The sequence below is a fragment of the Pseudomonas ceruminis genome (genome assembly GCF_021602025.1).
Classification (GTDB): Bacteria; Pseudomonadota; Gammaproteobacteria; order Pseudomonadales; family Pseudomonadaceae; genus Aquipseudomonas; species Aquipseudomonas ceruminis.
On the sequence record NZ_BQHW01000003.1, the window covers coordinates 228,463 to 243,796 of the forward strand.

Below are 15,334 nucleotides of genomic sequence, written 5' to 3' on the forward strand. Positions count from 1 at the left end.
GGCCGTCGGCAAGGCCTCAGGCCTCTTGCACTTGTGGGCTTCCAGCCTCCACTACAAACCGCTTCAGCGTCGAAACCGTGGCGTTAGGGTCCATCCGGTCCGAAATCGCCTGCATCTTCACCTCCAACCGTTCCCGGTTCAGGTCCAGCGACAGGTACCCACGTGGTCGGCTGTCGTAGAAGCGGATCTGAGGGTTGGCCGGCAGGATCGACTGAATCGCCTCGTAGCTGGGGCCATTGGAGGTGATGGAGGTGCCGACGAATTCCGCCGCGACCAGGCGCGATTGCGGGTCTTGCGGGTGCTCGTGCAGGTGGTTGGCCCAGAACGAGTGATAGTCTCCGCTGAGCACCACTGGGTTGGCCGCGCGGCTGTCACGCAGGTTGTCGATCAGGCGGCCGCGGGCTGCCTGGTAGCCGTCCCAGGTGTCGGTCCAGTACCGCGCTTCGCCCCCGTCTGGCCGTTGCGCCCGCAAGGGGGCGACCAGCAGGTTTTGCGCCAGCAGGTTCCAGCGTGCTTCGCTGCGCTTGAGCTTGTCATACAGCCAGCGCTCCTGCTCGAAGCCGAGCAAGGTACGCCTGGGGTCGGCAAGGTCGACGCAGCTTTGCACTTCCATGTGGCCCTTGCCGAAGTTCGGCGCCTGGTAGCAAGGCTGCTTCGAGCGGTACTGGCGGCCGTCGAGCACCGGCAGGCTGGCCAGGTCACCCCAGGCAAAGCGGCGGTAGATCAGCGGGCTGCCATTGCTGCCCATGGGCGGGCGGCGCAGCGGCATGTTTTCCAGGAACGCCTGGTAGGCCGCGGCGCGGCGTTGCCGGAAGCGTGCCGCGTCGATGGCCGGGTCTTTGGAGTAGACGCCGGAGTAGTCGTCCTGCACTTCGTGGTCGTCCCAGGTGGCGATCCATGGTGCGGCGGCGTGCAGTGCTTGCAGGTCCGGATCGGTACGGTGCAGGGCATAGCGGTAGCGATAGCCGGCCAGGTCGGTGGCTTGCGGGGCGTTGTACGAACGGGCCAGCCCTGGTGTGCCCGGCGCGTTGCTGTACTCGTAGATGTAGTCACCGAGAAACAGCACCAGGTCTGGACGCTCCTCGGCCATGTGTCGGTAGGCGCTGAACAGGCCGCGCTCGTAGTGCGCGCAGGAGGCGACGCCGATGCGCAAGCGGTCGGCGGGCGCCCCCGGCGCCGGCAAGGTGCGCGTGCGGCCTGTCGGCCCCAGCTCGCCCAGGGCGATAAAGCGGTACCAGTACTCGCGGTCGGGGGCCAGCCCGCGTAGTTCCACCTGTACGGCGTGGCCGTTGACTGCCAGGGCGTGGGTGCGGCCGCGCTGGGCGATGCGGCGAAAGTCCGGGTCCGCCGCGACTTGCCAGTCCACGGTGATGCTCGAGGGTAGCGCCTGCTCATTGCCAGGGTAGGGCAGCCCTTCGCTGAGCCGTGTCCAGATGACGAAACCGTCAGGCCATGGGTCGCCACTGGCGACCCCCTGGCTGAAAGGCGTGGCCACGCCGGCCAGGGCACGGCCATAACGCAGCAGCAAGGGCGCCGCAGCGGCGCCGGCCAGCAGGCGCAGGGCCTGCCGACGGTGCAGATGATGGCTCATGGAGACTCCTCAGAAGCTGTAGCCGGCCTGGATGCCGACGGTGCGCGGGTCACCGGGGGTGGCCATCTGCGCGTTGGAGAGGAACGAGCCGTGGTACAGGTCGTATTGTTTGTCGAACAGGTTGCGTGCCCACAACGCCACCGACCAATTACCGTTCACCGGCTTCAAGCCAAGCCGCGCATTGGCCAGCCAATAGGCTTCGGTGGTGGTGCCATTACTGCCGGCGATGCTGTCGTGGTAGGAATAGTCGCTTTGCGCGCTGAGGATGAAACCCGGTACCTCCCAGACATATTCCACCTGCCCGCCGTAGCTGGTTTCCGGGAAGTTGGTCAGGCTCGAACCTGAAAAGTCGGTGTACACGGGGTAGGCGAAGTTGACTGCGCGGGTGGCACTGCTGTTGAGCCCCTGGTAGTCGATGTACTTGCCTTTCTTGGTGCCGAAGTACTGGCCGATGGTCAGGCCCGCGAGGGGCTCCCACTGCAGTTCGAGTTCGTAGCCGTAGATCTTCGACTTGGGAACGTTCACCAGGCGGCCGACGTTGCCCACCTGCGGGCTGATCCATACCTGCGACTGGTATTGCTGGTCGCGGTAGTCGTAGTAGAAGGCCGCCGCGTTCAGTCTGAGGGTGTTGCTCAGGTCGCTTTTGAAGCCCACCTCGTAGGCCAGCAGTTTCTCCGGTTTGACCGGCGCGATCTGCTCGACGTAGGTGGAGTTGTAGGCCGTGAAACCTCCGGACTTGATGCCACGGCTGACTGTGGAATACAGCAGTGTCGAAGGCGTCAACTGGTATTCCAGCCCCAGCTTCCAGGACGTGGAGTGGCTGTCCAGGTCGCTGTCGGCAGCGGGGAAGGTGCTTGGGCCCAGGCTGTAGTCGCCGTTGCTGACCAGAATGCGGCGGGTGCTGAAGTCGTTCAGCTCGCGGGTCTCTTTCTCTTGGCGCAGGCCGACGATCAGCTTGAGGTCCTCGGTCAGTCGGTAGTCGCCCTGGGCGAAGGCGCCATAGGTGCGTGAGCGCTGCTGGTAGGAGGTGAAAGTCCCGTAGCCAAGGTTGACGCTGAAGTCGGAGTAGAACGCCTCATCCAGACGGTCTTTGGCAAAGTACAGGCCGGTCTGCCAGTTGAAGCGTTCGTTGTCGTGGGAAGCCAGGCGCAGTTCCTGGGAGAACACCTCGATCTGCGAATCGAAGAACTCGTCTGACTGTGGGATTTCGGAGGCATCCCAGTCGATGTACTCGCGGCGACGGAACCGGTCCGAGGAAGTGATGCTGGTGACGGTCAGGTGATCGTCGAGGTCGAAGGTGCCGGTAAGGGCCAGGCCGGTGCTGTCGTTGTCGCGGTGTGGTTTGTCCTTCACCGACAGCCCGGTCAGCCCGGCGAAGCCTGGGGTCAGGCCCCAGCCGGTATGCTTGCCGTTGTTTTCCGGGGCGATGGGCGCGTAGCGCGAGCCGTAGGTCGCGTTGGGTTTGAGCCCTTGGTAGAGGTACGAGCCGCGGCTGTCTGACTTGTCCTGGCCGCCGTGTACAGAGAGGTTGAAATTGATGTTGTCGCTGGCGTCCCAGTCCAGTTGCCCGCGCAGCGATGTGGTGTCCTTGTCGCCCAGGCTTTGCCCGGTGACGCGGTTGTCCTGCCAGGCGCCGCCCTGTTCAGTGATGAACGCCAGGCGCCCGCGCAGGGTGTCGCTGAAGGGCCCGGAGATGAAGCCCTCGAGGTTGCTGGCATGGTACGAGCCGTAGTTGCCGGTCAACCCGCCGTGTAGCTCGCGGGTCGGCTTGTTGGTGATGAAGTTGATCGCGCCCGCCGTGCTGTTGCGCCCATACAAGGTCCCCTGCGGGCCGCGCAGCACTTCTACCCGTTCCAGGTCGAAGAGCTGGCCTTGGGTCTGGATCGGGTAGGGCAGCGCCACCTGGTCGAGGTAGACGCCGACGGTAGAGGTGTTGTTGCTGCCGTAGTCCTTCAGGCCGACACCGCGGATACGGAACAGCGGGTTGCCGCTGCCGTATTGCGGGGCGATGTCCAGGTTAGGCACATAGTTCTGCAACTGGTTGACGCCGGTGACGCCTTTGTCCTGCAGGTCCTGGCCGCTCAGCGCGGTCAGGGCGATACCGATGTCCTGGGCAGACTCCTCCTGGCGCTGAGCGGTCACCGTCACTGGCGCCAAGGCGGTGGTGGGCTTGGTCTCGCCTTGCTCGGCGAATACGTCTGTGGTGAGCAGTGACAGCAGCGGCGCACTGGCGAGCAGCAGCGGTCGACGCCCTAGCGCAAGCAGGGGGTGGTTGATGCGTTGTGTTGGCATGGCGGGTATCCCTTGAAAAATGCGATGCGAAATCGACGCCGTGGCCGTTTCGCGTAAGGGCCGCTCTGTGAAGAGTAAGCAGACGACGCAAAAGCAAGCGCTATGCCATCATCGTTTTGTCATGATTTTGAAAGCATTCTGGTGTTTGTTCATGCACCGCAGGCAAGGCTGGCGTTTGATTCGCAACAGTGTCTGGCGCAGGTTGTTGCGGAATCAGCAGGGGCGTTCAAGTGGTTATGTTCTAATGCTTTTTTAATATTTCTGGCTATAAGCAAGCGCCAGTAGAGTACAAGCCCACCCACCTTATGCTTACACCGGGATGTACTTGCCATGAGCGGTTCTCTGGGACAGCCGAACCCCATTCTGACCTTGCCCCAAGGTGAGAAGGACCCGTTGTCGATCCGCGCCAAGGCGCTGGTTTTCGCCGATCCACGCTCGCGCCAGTTGCTGGAATACCTGCAACGGGTCGGCCCGAGCGACGCGCCGGTGCTGATCAACGGCGAAACCGGCACCGGCAAGGAGCTTGTCGCCCGCTACATCCACGCCGCCAGTGGCCGCCAGGGTGCTTTTGTGGCGGTCAACTGCGGTGCCATCAGCGAGAACCTCGCCGAGAGTGAGTTCTTCGGCCATGAGGCCGGTGCTTTCTCTGGGGCGGTCGGCCGGCGTGTCGGCTGGTTCGAGGAGGCTGACGGCGGTACGCTGTTCCTCGACGAGATCGGCGATCTGCCGTTGCCCTTGCAGGTGAAACTGCTGCGGGTGTTGCAGGAGCAGGAAGTGGTGAGGGTCGGTTCGCGCAAGCCGGTGAAAATCGATATCCGCTTGGTCAGCGCCACCAACGTCAACCTGGAACAGGCCGTGGAGGCAGGCAATTTCCGCCTCGACCTGTTCTACCGGATCAATGTCGCACCGGTTGAGGTGTTGCCGCTGCGCGAGCGGCCGCTGGACGTGCTGCCACTGGTGGAGCACTTTCGCGCGTTTTACAGCGCGCGTCTGAAAATCAACCCGCCCATGCTTTCAGAGTCTGCCGCGCAGGCGCTTGTGGATTACCCATGGCCGGGCAACATCCGCGAACTGGAGAACGTGGTGCACCTGGCGTTGTTGGTGGCGGGCGACAAACCCATCCTTCCCAAGCACCTGAAATTCTCCGCCGGGCTGAGCACCTCGCAGACGGGACCGTCCGGGGCGCTGAAGCTGCCCCAGGAGGAGATCCGCGAGCAGTTGCTGCGCCTGTTCGAAACGCCCGGGGATTCGCTGCTGCACGACATCGAAGACCTGATCGTGCGCGAGGCGTTTGCCCATTGCAGTTTCAACCAATTACGTACGGCGCAACTGCTTGGGATTACCCGCAATGCCATGCGTACGTTGCTGGTCAACCATGGGATGCTCAAGGGCCGCAACTGATGCCAGCACCCGTCGACGGCGCGCACCGGGCTAACCTGGCTGCGCGCCGCGTTGGAGCACTCAGCAGGCTTGAGCCGCCAAGCGGTTGCTGACGTTGCGCCCGAGCACCAGCACTGTCACGAAACCGCAACCCACCAGGGCCGTGGCCAGACTCAGCAGCACCGAGCTCCCCAGTTGGTCAACGATCTGCCCGCCGAAGAACGAGCCCAAGGCGATAATCACCTGGAACATGGCGACGAACAGTGGCATGCCGCGTTCGACATCCTTGGGCGCTACAACAAACATCCAGATACTGGCGCAGGCCGGGAACGCCCCGAAGGCGAAGCCCCACAGTGCGATCAGCATCGCTGCGCCCGTCAGGCTGGTGGCAAAGTAGGGGAACAGCGCGGTGCTGATAGCGATCAACACCGCCACCAGCAGCAAGGTGTGCCGTACGCTTCGGTTGGCGGCGAAACCGGCGAAGATATTCCCCACTACGCCCGCCACGCCATACAGCAACAGCAAGGAGCCAATGGTCGGCCCATCGAAGCCCGCATTCTGTTTGAAGAAGGGCGCCACGTAGGTGTACGCGGCAAAATGCGCCAGGCCGATCAGCAATACAGCGATCAAGCCAACCCGAGCTTGTGGGTTGATGAACAGTGCCGGCAGGTCACTGATGCGTATGGCCTTGTCTGGGTTGAGCCGCGGCAGCAGGAGGATCTGCGCCAGCAGCACCGGTACGCCCACCAGCGCGGTTACCAGGAAGGTCATGCGCCAGCCCAGCAAGCCACTGAGCCAGGTGCCGACGGGCACACCCAGCACGGTGGCCAGGGTTACGCCCACCATGATGATCGAGGTGGCCTGCGCCACGCCTACCCCCTTGGGCGCCAGGCGGCCACTGAGGGCAATGGCCGTAGCCCAGAACCCACCGATGCTCACGCCCAGCAGCACGCGGCCGAACAGCAGCAGGTTGAAGTCGCTGGCGTAGGCCACCACCGCGTTGGCGATGATCATGATCAGCGTCAGGCCGATAAGCAGGTAGCGACGGTCCAGGGCACCAATGCCCACCGACAGCAAGGGGGCAGCGAGGGCGGCCATGATGCCGGGCAGGGTCACCATCAAGCCGGCATGGCCTGCGCTGATCCCGAGGTCGCTGGCGACGTCGTTGAGTACGCCCACCGGGAGAAACTCACTGGTCACCAAGGCAAAGGCACCCACGGAGACCGAGAGAATCGCCAACCACTGCTGTTTGACGCTCTGTTGATGATGTTCGGGAAGGCCGCTAGGGGCCTGGCTGTCGCTTGGCATGGTGCTGGGTTCCAAGGGGGTATGTCGCCTGTAGCAGGCGCGGGAGCGGGGAAAAATCAAGGAGGATTATAAAAGACGGTTTTGATCACCCAACAGGCGGGCTGCTCGATAGTAATCATCAGCGTGATCGATGAGGGGCCCTCAGTAGAGCGTCTGCGTCACGCTTTGCGACTGTGTGCGCACGTGTCATGAGTGCTGGTGAGCGACGTTTCTGCCTGGGTGGCGGCCAGGTGCAATCGTTCGGCCAGCCACATCACTGCTGCCGTTTTTGCATAGCATTCTGCTAAGGAGATACGGTCGTACGGTCGAAGCAGCGTCAGGCTGCTGTGAGTGGCCCCGAGGTACGTGGGCTGTATCCACCCATGGCATAAACCAAGGGTCTGTGCTTGGGCCCACAACTGTGGTGTGGTGCAGAACAAGTCAGCGTTCCACGGTATAGGGAGGGCTGGCCGTTGGTGACGGGCAGGGCAGCTGTCGAGTACCGTCTGGATGAGCGTTTGGCCGCCTGGTTGCAGGTTCCCTGAGTTGACCTCGTGATCCGGGCTGACAAAGCTGAAGCTGTAATAGCGAAACCCTAGTTCCTCGACCAGTACAGGTAGCTCGTTGAGCAAGGCTGGAAGGTTGCTTAATCCTTTCCATTGTTCGGTAGTCCGCTGCTTCATGGAACCTCCCTGTCTGTCAGCCCTTAACCTGACGTTATCGGTGATACCCCATGGGGCCGAGAATTCTGTCCGATGACTTCACAGCGGCTGGTCGGTCGGAGGTGGAATAGCGGCCTACAAATTTAATGGCATTGACGGTAGCGTTTAGTTCGATTCAGTTCCGATGAAAATAGTTTCACAAATGACGCGTCCCTGGGTTGAGGACGGGCGCACTCACAAAAAAGAGGGGAAATTTGATTTGAATTGAGTCAGCAGGCGCTGTTGGGGCGGGCTCGCCCAGGGTGGCTGCAAGGTTCAACGTGCCGAGAGCGCGTAGAACCTTGCTACTGCTTCCGGGCCGGGTCAGTGCTGCGCGCTATCTACCGCGATGCTTTCGCCGCACACTTGCGCGTGCTTGAGGCTGCGATCGGCGATGGCGTAATGGATCAGCCCGCCCAGACCTGCCCCGAAGAACCAGGAGAACTGCGACAGCGTATCGAACGCTGGGACCAGCGCCAACACGATGGCGATCAGCGAAGCCGGGATGAACGCTGCTACCGCGCGCAGGTTGACCCCGCCGCTGTAGTGATAGGCGGCTTCGGTGCTTTCGCTATACAGCTGCGGCAGGTTCACCCGGCTGCGGCGTATCAGGTAATAGTCGGTGACGATGATGCCGTACAGCGGGCCGAGCAGGGCGCCCAGGCCACCGAGGAAATACACGATCACGGATGGGCTGTTGTACAGGTGCCAAGGCAGGATCACCACCGCTATACAGGCGCTGAGCAGGCCTGCGCGGCGGAAGTTCAGCAGCTTCGGAGCCAGGTTGGTGAGCACGTAGGCCGGGGCGACGAAGTTGGCCATGATGTTCACCGCCACGGTGACGATCAGGAAGGCCAGGCAGGCCAGCACCAGGCCGGCGGTGTTCGGGATGGCGGCGACGATTTCGGTTGGGCCCTGCACCAGCTTGCCGTCGATGCTGAACTGGGCACCGGCAAGCACCACGGCAATCAGCGCGAAGCCAAGCATGTTCACCGGCAGGCCCCAGAAATTGCCCACGCTGATGGTACGCCGGTCCGGGCAGTTACGGGTGAAGTCGCAGAAGTTAAGGATCATGGTGCCATACAGTGACACCCACAACGCGGCGGCACCGAGCACCTTCAGCCACATCGTGGTGCCGGTCGGCGCGTTGCCGCTGGACCAGGCAATCGACAGGCCACTGCGCCAGTACATCCAGCCTGCCAGGCCGGCGAAGGCGACCAGGATGATCGGCCCGGCGAAGGACTCGTAGCGGCGCACCATCTCCATGCCGTAGGCAAAGATCGCTACCTGCACGCACCAGATGCCGAGGAAGGTGATCCAGCCCAGTGTCGACAGGCCGAGGATCGAATTCTGGTCGTAGGCCCTGAGTTCCGGAGCGATGGCGGTGAGCAGGACACGCAGCACCACCGAGGCGAGGTAGGTCTGAATACCGAACCAGGCGATGGCGATCACCGCGCGGATCAGTGCCGGTATCTGGGCACCATGGATACCGAAGCTGATCCGGCACATGACCGGGTAGGGCAGGCCGGTTTTCTGACCCATGTAGCCGGACAGGTTCATCAGGCCATAGATCACCAGTGCGCCGAGCGCGAAGGCGGCGAGGATCTGCGCGCCGCTCATGCCCAGCGCGAACAGGCCGATGGCAAAGGAGTAGTTGGCGATGTTATGCACATCGTTGGTCCACAGCGCAAACAGGCTGTAGCGCCCCCAGGTGCGGTTGGCCGCGCGGGTCGGCGCAAGGTCGGCACTATAGAGTCGCGGGCTCAAGACCAACTGACTGGGCCCGGCTGTATCGGCGGGCAGAGCATCAAGCTGACCTACCTCGGAACGTGAAATCGACGCCATCGGGACTCCAAGATGGTTGTGTACTTTTGTTGTTGGAGTTGTATACAAACAAGATTCGTACCAATTGGTCTTTTCCGCTAATCCGCGGTTGTACGGGCCTATCTACAGCGCTTCTACGGGCTTGGATGTGGGAATTTTGTGCACATTTTCGTGCAAGGCTGTTACCACTCGCGCCAGGTGGGGGCGCTTTCTTGTTCCATCACATTGGGGGCGATGGGTTGAATGGGTGGCTTTGCGGGGAACCTTGCGACTAATCTGGCGCCAGGGTTCTATGAGGGGCTATTCGATGTTGCATGTACCGCTCGGACTGGGTCTATTACTTGCCACCGCCTTGGTCGACGCCGCTCCACTGCAGGTGCCTACCCCGGCCGCACTCAGAAGCCAGCTTGAAACGCTCAAGCCTGGCCAGTTTCTCTGGTACCCGCAGGTCTCGCCCGTGGGGCCGGTGACCGTAGTGGTCAGCCTCACCGAGCAACGTGCCTACGTCTATCGCAATGGCATTGCCATCGGCGTCAGCACTGTAAGCAGCGGTAAGGCAGGCCGGGAGACCCCTACCGGGGTATTCAGCATTCTGCAGAAGAAGGTCGAGCATAAATCCAGCCTCTACAACAGCGCACCGATGCCCTACATGGAGCGCCTGACATGGGACGGCATTGCCCTGCACGCTGGTTATCTGCCGGGCTACCCTGCCTCGCATGGTTGCGTTCGCCTGCCGCTGGATTTTGCCAGGAAGCTGTATGAGGTCACCGGTTTCAGTTCGACCACAGTCATCGTTTCCGATACCCACAGTGCACCGGTGGAGGTCTACCACCCCGGCGTACTGGCGCCTACTGTCAGCGATGGCAAGGCTCAAGGCCCGCTGGTGTTGAACAACCAGCAGTTCTGGAACGATCCAGACCCGGCGGCAGGGCCACTGTCGATCCTGATCAGCCGCGCCGACAGGCGTGCCTATGTGTTCCGCGGTGGCCAGATGATTGGCTCGGCGCCGGCACTTTCGCTCGAAAGCAGCCAGCACCGCAGTGGAATGGCGGTGTATTCGCTGCTGCAAAAGCCATCCACCCTTGCACTCGAAGGCGGGCTACCCTTGCGTTGGTCGGTGGTGGGCCTGAGCAACCCGGAATACGGCAATACCCCCTATGAACAATTGGGGCAACTGAACATCAACCCTGAGTTCCGCCGTCATTTGCGCGCGGCGATGGACGTCGGCACGATGCTGGTGATCACCGATTGGGCGTCTACCCGCGATACCCGCAGCGAAGGAAAATTCACGGTGATCAGCACCGAAGGCAGTGAAGACGTTAAACCATTGGTCAAGAAGTGATCGGCAATTCTGAACAAATCAAGCAAAGTAGCCGCTTTTGGCTGCAAAGAAGGCAAGAAAAGACTGGTTCAGAAGGGTAATCCATGTCGATGTTCAAACCATTGCGGGGCGCCGTCCGGCTCTCTGTGGCCAGTATTGGCCTGTTTTTCCTGACCGCGTGGCATACCGCCCACGCACAACCGCTGCCTAGCGCCGCCGAGCTGCAGCAGTTGGCACCCAATGCCAGCCTGTCGACCTTGGCACTGGCACTGACTGCCTATACGTGTGCCAGCCACAACGACGCGGCCAAGTTGCTGACGGTGATCGATTATTCCAAGGCCTCGCGTGACAAACGCCTGTGGGTGTTCGACCTGCGCGCCAGGAAGCTGTTGTTCGAAGAGTGGGTCGCCCATGGCAAGAACAGCGGCGCTGATGTGCCGACCACGTTCTCCAACGCGCCGAACAGCTACCAATCCTCCATCGGCCTGTATGAGACGGGGCAGACCTACAGCGGTAAGCACGGCCGCTCGCTTCGCCTGCAGGGGCTGGAGCCGGGGTTCAACGACAACAGCATGTCGCGGGCGATTGTCATGCATGCCGCAGCGTATGCCGACCCCAAGGTCGTTCCGGGTCTCGGTCGCCTGGGGCGTAGTCAGGGGTGCCCTGCCGTTCGGCCGGCGATTGCCGGCAAACTGATCGAGACGCTGCAACGCGGGAGCTATGTATTTGCCTATTACCCGCAGCAGGATTGGCTGAAGTCATCGCGCTTTCTCAATGCCCAACGCTGTCCGCTGGCGGATCAATCGATCGCCAGCAAATAAGGGCTTGGATCCCTGGCCTCAGTTCGATCAGGCGGTTCCCTTGGCCTGCTGTTCCAGGTGCACCTGCAGCGTCGGGTCGATTTGCAGTGCGACGGCCAGTTCGTCAAGGTAGGCCCGCTCTGCGGCCTGCTGGTCATCCACCAGCATCACGCTGGCCAGGTACATTTCTGCGGCCATGGCCGGGTCCTGGGCCGACTGTGCCACCTCGGCAGCATTGAGTGGCTTGCTGACTTCTTCATCCAGCCATTGCTGGAGTTGCGGGTCGCTGGTTTGTCGTTTGATTTCAGCGTAGATCAGCAGTTCTTCTTGTTTGTCGATGCGACCGTCAGCCTTGGCTGCCGCGATCAGTGCGCGCAAGACAGCATGGCTGTGCCCCTCGGCCTGTGCGCCGGACAACTGATCGACTGTGTGCAAGGCCTGCTGCGGTGCTGCTGCCTGGCTGCGCTGCCAGCGTTGATAGGCCTGGAACGCCATCATGCCCAACGATGCCAAGGCCGCATAGTTAGCCCCGCCAGCGGAGCGCGCCTGGGTAGTGCCGCCCACGCTGCTGCCACCACCACCCAAAAGGCTGCCCAGTAGACCACCCAGTCCACCACCGCCACCCGTTGCTTTTGCGCCGCCAAGCAGCCCGCCCAGCAAGCCGCCCAGGCCGTCTTGCGGTGACACGCCACTGCTTCCTTTTTGCGCCTGCGAGCTCTGTCCGGCCCGAAGTAACTGTTCGAGTAGATCGCTGGTGTTCATGGCCTCACCCTCGGGCGGTAGTCGTTGTCCAGACAAGCAACGATAGCCCGCTCAAGGCCAATCGCCATGACCGTCTGGCCGAGAGGCGAGCTGTGGCAGTGGGGCGTCTTCATGGTCCAATGGCAAGTGACATGACGGGATTGAGCGGTGCATACCCGACTGATAGCATATGGCTATCAATCGCAATGCTCATTCAGAAGGGAATCCATGTCAAAGAAAGCTCTTGCTGCAGTGCTGGCCGCCACTGGGATGTTGACCGGCATGCAGAATGCGATGGGTGAAGACAACCTGTTCAAAAAGTATGCTTATGATACACCGATTGCCAAATACACCGAGGCAGCAGGCTACTACGATTGTTCAAGTGAAATAGGGGTCACCGCACGATGCCTGGACGATGTGGATTTTCTGGATCAGAAGTTCATAGCGGCCCTGGTTTTCAGTGGTGACAAACTGAGGTTGGTTTCGCTATTTGCACCCTATGAGCGTGACCTGTACGGTCGCGCCATTGGCGCTCTTACAAAAACATTTACTCTGGTGTCGCTGACTGACGGAAAATCCGTGCTGGATCTCGTTGAGCTCGCGCGTAAATCAAAAAACGAGGATGAATACACAGCCAAACTCTCGAACTACGAGAGTGTTGCGTTGACCGCCAACGATTTGACCTACTCCTTTGTTGAAGGGCTCACCCCGGCCGACGCCCAGGGGGCCGCCAACGTCCATAGTTTGATGAATTCAGCGCCCGCCAACATCAGGGGCGCTGATTTGATCATCTCTGGCGAGGGTGATGAATCCAGCATCATCATTAAGTTTTCTTTCCCGAAACTGGATAAAAACAAGCTCGTTCAGCAAGTCAAGAAACCAGTCGAGTCGTTCTAATCTCGTGCTTCCATTTGTGTTGAGCCCCGCGATAGCGGGGCTTCTGGTTTCGGAGCGCTGCATCCTGACACCAGCATTTCGAGTGGCCAGGGCAACTGAATCGCGTCGGATTTGATAACGGCGAATGACTACTATTGGCCGAAAGTAGCCTTTGCGACGGGCAGCTCAGGGTCGAGAGCTGACGTTCACGACCGGCTGATATCAATCCTGGCCGGACCCCCCGCTGCCTCTTACGTCGACAACGACGACCTACCAGAGCAGTGGCTGACAGCCAGGCTGTCTTAGCATCATTTAGTCTGAAGCCCGCCCATCATTTGCCCGGCGTTCCAGCTTCGCGTGATCCGATTGGGTGAAGAGCGTTCGGCCAAAACGGGTGAGCGCAAGCGGCTCACTGTTCTCTTCAATGACACGCTGGCTTCCAGCCTCTGGGGTGAAGCCACGCTTGGTGTAAAAGTGCCTGGCGCGCTCGTTGCCGTCGAGCACCCAGGCGCTGACGTGCTGATAACCATCGTCCCTCATAACCTGCTGTGCCTCTGTCCACAACACGGTGCCAATGCCACACGCCCAGAAAGCCGGGTCTAGGTAGATCGCCATCAGTTCGGCGGTTGATGCAGCAGCATCCTCATCGCGGCTAGCACCAAAGGAAACCCAGCCAACCACCTGCCTATTCAATTCGGCTACGCGAATGCAAGGACTACCAGCCTCGATCGCGTGGGTCAGGAATGCGACACGACGTTCGACACTGGCGCTCAGGGCGTTCAGGTAATGTGCCGACAATAGCCCGTTGTAGGCGCTTTGCCAGCTGCGGACATGGAGTGTGGCGATGGCTGCGGCATCACTGCTGAGGGGCTTGCGAACAAGGAGTTCGTTTAACGGCCGGACGTAACCCATGAGATCAGACCTTGAAGTGGCATGCAGTACGATAATTGCACGGGCCATGCCAGCGAGGATCCAACGGTAAACTGGCGCCTTTAAGGCCAACCGCAAGGCTCCCCCGTGCGCCGCATCGGCGCAAACTGCTGGGGCGGTGTCCGTAGACAAACAGCCACGGCGCTCGCCCGACAGGGTTGAGCAATGCTTGCCTAGGGCGATGAGCGCTATCCCAGAGAGGTCAAAAACTTGAATCTGCTAACTACAGGGATGAAATCTAGTGTGGCACTCTCCAGCATGGTCAGCCCCTACAGAGGATGGTTACGTTCATGAGCAAGCCAAGTGCCGACTCGGACGCTTCTATGCATCGCCCTACTGCCTGGCACGTTACCCATTGGAGCCAGGATGCTTTCTGTCGGGGCGCATACAGTGCTCTTCTGCCCGGCGGCAGCGTGGAGCATCGCCGCGCGTTGGGTGAATGCCTCAGTGGGCGGCTAGTGATTGCTGGCGAGGCGTGTAACCCGCACGCGCCTGCAATGGCTCACGGTGCTTGGGATGACGGCGTTCGCGCGGCAGACCTTGCGACCCAAAACGGCGCCCATCGGGTCATAGTTATCGGTGCGGGATGTGCCGGTCTGGCAGCTGCCCGTCATCTGCGCGCCCACGGTGTCGATTGTGCCGTAATCGAAGCACGGGACCGCATCGGCGGCCGCACCTTTAGCGTGCAACTGGGCTCAGTGACCGTAGACGTCGGCGCAGCTTGGTTGCAGCAGTTCGCCGACAACGCCCTGGCCCGGGAGGCAGAGCGTCTTGGGGGTCGCGTCGAGGCAACCGACTTCAGTCAACCGCTTTGCGCTGCCAGTGATGGGCCGATCCATGGCATCGACGAGGCTTGGCAGGCATTGCGTCAAGGCGTCGAGCGCAGTACCCCACTGGCCGAAGGTGTAGCACGCTACTTGGCTGGTTTGGAACCTGACCAGGCGCGGATAGCGAGGTATGCCATCGATGCCAACCTGATCAGCGAGGCCTGTCTTGCGCTCGATGAGCTTTCGGTGGCGTCTCTGGATGAAGAAGGCGTCGGCAATGATGATCACTTCTTACCCGGCGGATACAGCCAGCTCATCGAGCATCTGGCCGACGGCATAGATATTCGCTTGGGCCAGCCCGTCGCGCAGATTGACTGGAGAGGCAGTGAGCTGTGTATCAACGCAGAGCGGGGCGACTTCTGCATCTGCACCGTACCGCTGGGTGTACTCAAACTGCTGGAATTCGTTCCGCAGCTGCCTCAGCGCCAGCAGGAGGCGTTGGCTCACCTTGGATTGGGCAAGCTCGAGAAGGTCGTACTTCAGTTCGATCAGCGCTGGTGGCCGCGCTCGCCTACGGGTTATTTGCGCTGGTACGACACCCCAGCCAACTGGATCGAATGGCTAGACCTGACGGATGCGGTTGGCAAACCCACTGTTGTCGGGCTCATCGCAGCGGATGCTGTGGAGCGCCAGTTTGCCAGCCGCAGTGACGAAGAAATTGCGTTGGCCGCGCGGGACGCTTTGAAGGCTTGGGCCTGGGCCGTAGACCATTGCGGCTGGCGATCTCGCCGAGCGTAGTCTGGCTGCTTAAATAAGCATATTAG

At 61.2% G+C, this 15,334-nt stretch carries 12 protein-coding genes; 5 read left to right on the forward strand and 7 right to left on the reverse strand.

Annotated features, from left to right (window positions below; all coding sequences use genetic code 11):
- Positions 1–16: 16 nt before the first annotated feature.
- The gene (locus L6D80_RS05245) at positions 17–1,591 is read right to left on the reverse strand and encodes an alkaline phosphatase D family protein (protein WP_176512852.1); all 1,575 of its coding nucleotides are present in this window, start codon (positions 1,589–1,591) and stop codon (positions 17–19) included.
- A gap of 9 nt (positions 1,592–1,600) precedes the next feature.
- Complete coding sequence (locus L6D80_RS05250; protein WP_176512853.1) at positions 1,601–3,883, reverse strand: TonB-dependent receptor; 2,283 nt, start codon at positions 3,881–3,883, stop codon at positions 1,601–1,603.
- Between the two features lie 330 nt (positions 3,884–4,213).
- Here L6D80_RS05250 and L6D80_RS05255 point away from each other — a divergent pair, with 330 nt between their 5' ends.
- The gene (locus L6D80_RS05255; RefSeq protein WP_176512854.1) at positions 4,214–5,284 is read left to right on the forward strand and encodes a sigma-54 interaction domain-containing protein; all 1,071 of its coding nucleotides are present in this window, start codon (positions 4,214–4,216) and stop codon (positions 5,282–5,284) included.
- A 60-nt stretch (positions 5,285–5,344) separates the two neighbouring features.
- Here L6D80_RS05255 and L6D80_RS05260 read toward each other — a convergent pair whose 3' ends face one another.
- The 3 genes from L6D80_RS05260 to L6D80_RS05270 all read right to left on the reverse strand — a co-directional run bounded on the left by L6D80_RS05260 (position 5,345) and on the right by L6D80_RS05270 (position 9,096).
- On the reverse strand, positions 5,345–6,571 hold the full coding sequence (locus L6D80_RS05260) for an MFS transporter (RefSeq protein ID WP_054902709.1): 1,227 nt from the start codon (positions 6,569–6,571) through the stop codon (positions 5,345–5,347).
- A 158-nt stretch (positions 6,572–6,729) separates the two neighbouring features.
- Positions 6,730–7,233: a hypothetical protein gene (locus tag L6D80_RS05265; RefSeq protein WP_176512855.1), complete on the reverse strand. Its 504-nt coding sequence runs from the start codon at positions 7,231–7,233 to the stop codon at positions 6,730–6,732.
- A 342-nt stretch (positions 7,234–7,575) separates the two neighbouring features.
- Positions 7,576–9,096 (reverse strand): NCS1 family nucleobase:cation symporter-1, encoded by a 1,521-nt coding sequence (locus tag L6D80_RS05270; protein ID WP_176512856.1) that lies wholly within the window; start codon positions 9,094–9,096, stop codon positions 7,576–7,578.
- Positions 9,097–9,382: 286 nt separating this feature from the next.
- Between L6D80_RS05270 and L6D80_RS05275 the strand changes: the two genes are divergently transcribed.
- A complete protein-coding gene (locus L6D80_RS05275; RefSeq protein ID WP_176512857.1) occupies positions 9,383–10,417 on the forward strand; it encodes a L,D-transpeptidase in 1,035 nt (344 codons plus the stop codon).
- Positions 10,418–10,500: 83 nt separating this feature from the next.
- Complete coding sequence (locus L6D80_RS05280; RefSeq protein ID WP_176512858.1) at positions 10,501–11,217, forward strand: murein L,D-transpeptidase catalytic domain family protein; 717 nt, start codon at positions 10,501–10,503, stop codon at positions 11,215–11,217.
- A 27-nt stretch (positions 11,218–11,244) separates the two neighbouring features.
- Here L6D80_RS05280 and L6D80_RS05285 read toward each other — a convergent pair whose 3' ends face one another.
- Positions 11,245–11,958: a tellurite resistance TerB family protein gene (locus L6D80_RS05285; protein WP_176512859.1), complete on the reverse strand. Its 714-nt coding sequence runs from the start codon at positions 11,956–11,958 to the stop codon at positions 11,245–11,247.
- A gap of 207 nt (positions 11,959–12,165) precedes the next feature.
- Between L6D80_RS05285 and L6D80_RS05290 the strand changes: the two genes are divergently transcribed.
- Positions 12,166–12,834, forward strand: coding sequence for a hypothetical protein (locus L6D80_RS05290; protein ID WP_054902715.1), 669 nt, complete (start codon positions 12,166–12,168; stop codon positions 12,832–12,834).
- 291 nt (positions 12,835–13,125) lie between these two features.
- Here L6D80_RS05290 and L6D80_RS05295 read toward each other — a convergent pair whose 3' ends face one another.
- Positions 13,126–13,773, reverse strand: coding sequence for a GNAT family N-acetyltransferase (locus L6D80_RS05295; RefSeq protein WP_223849217.1), 648 nt, complete (start codon positions 13,771–13,773; stop codon positions 13,126–13,128).
- A 293-nt stretch (positions 13,774–14,066) separates the two neighbouring features.
- Here L6D80_RS05295 and L6D80_RS05300 point away from each other — a divergent pair, with 293 nt between their 5' ends.
- The gene (locus tag L6D80_RS05300; RefSeq protein WP_176512926.1) at positions 14,067–15,308 is read left to right on the forward strand and encodes a flavin monoamine oxidase family protein; all 1,242 of its coding nucleotides are present in this window, start codon (positions 14,067–14,069) and stop codon (positions 15,306–15,308) included.
- The last annotated feature ends 26 nt before the right edge of the window (positions 15,309–15,334 follow it).

What these genes read in the sequence shown, in the direction of transcription:
- L6D80_RS05245 (WP_176512852.1), bottom strand. Translation starts at nt 1,591, where the DNA reads ATGAGCCATCATCTGCACCGTCGGCAGGCCCTGCGCCTGCTGGCCGGC.
- L6D80_RS05250 (WP_176512853.1), bottom strand. Translation starts at nt 3,883, where the DNA reads ATGCCAACACAACGCATCAACCACCCCCTGCTTGCGCTAGGGCGTCGA.
- L6D80_RS05255 (WP_176512854.1), top strand. Translation starts at nt 4,214, where the DNA reads ATGAGCGGTTCTCTGGGACAGCCGAACCCCATTCTGACCTTGCCCCAA.
- L6D80_RS05260 (WP_054902709.1), bottom strand. Translation starts at nt 6,571, where the DNA reads ATGCCAAGCGACAGCCAGGCCCCTAGCGGCCTTCCCGAACATCATCAA.
- L6D80_RS05265 (WP_176512855.1), bottom strand. Translation starts at nt 7,233, where the DNA reads ATGAAGCAGCGGACTACCGAACAATGGAAAGGATTAAGCAACCTTCCA.
- L6D80_RS05270 (WP_176512856.1), bottom strand. Translation starts at nt 9,096, where the DNA reads ATGGCGTCGATTTCACGTTCCGAGGTAGGTCAGCTTGATGCTCTGCCC.
- L6D80_RS05275 (WP_176512857.1), top strand. Translation starts at nt 9,383, where the DNA reads ATGTTGCATGTACCGCTCGGACTGGGTCTATTACTTGCCACCGCCTTG.
- L6D80_RS05280 (WP_176512858.1), top strand. Translation starts at nt 10,501, where the DNA reads ATGTCGATGTTCAAACCATTGCGGGGCGCCGTCCGGCTCTCTGTGGCC.
- L6D80_RS05285 (WP_176512859.1), bottom strand. Translation starts at nt 11,958, where the DNA reads ATGAACACCAGCGATCTACTCGAACAGTTACTTCGGGCCGGACAGAGC.
- L6D80_RS05290 (WP_054902715.1), top strand. Translation starts at nt 12,166, where the DNA reads ATGTCAAAGAAAGCTCTTGCTGCAGTGCTGGCCGCCACTGGGATGTTG.
- L6D80_RS05295 (WP_223849217.1), bottom strand. Translation starts at nt 13,773, where the DNA reads ATGGCCCGTGCAATTATCGTACTGCATGCCACTTCAAGGTCTGATCTC.
- L6D80_RS05300 (WP_176512926.1), top strand. Translation starts at nt 14,067, where the DNA reads ATGCATCGCCCTACTGCCTGGCACGTTACCCATTGGAGCCAGGATGCT.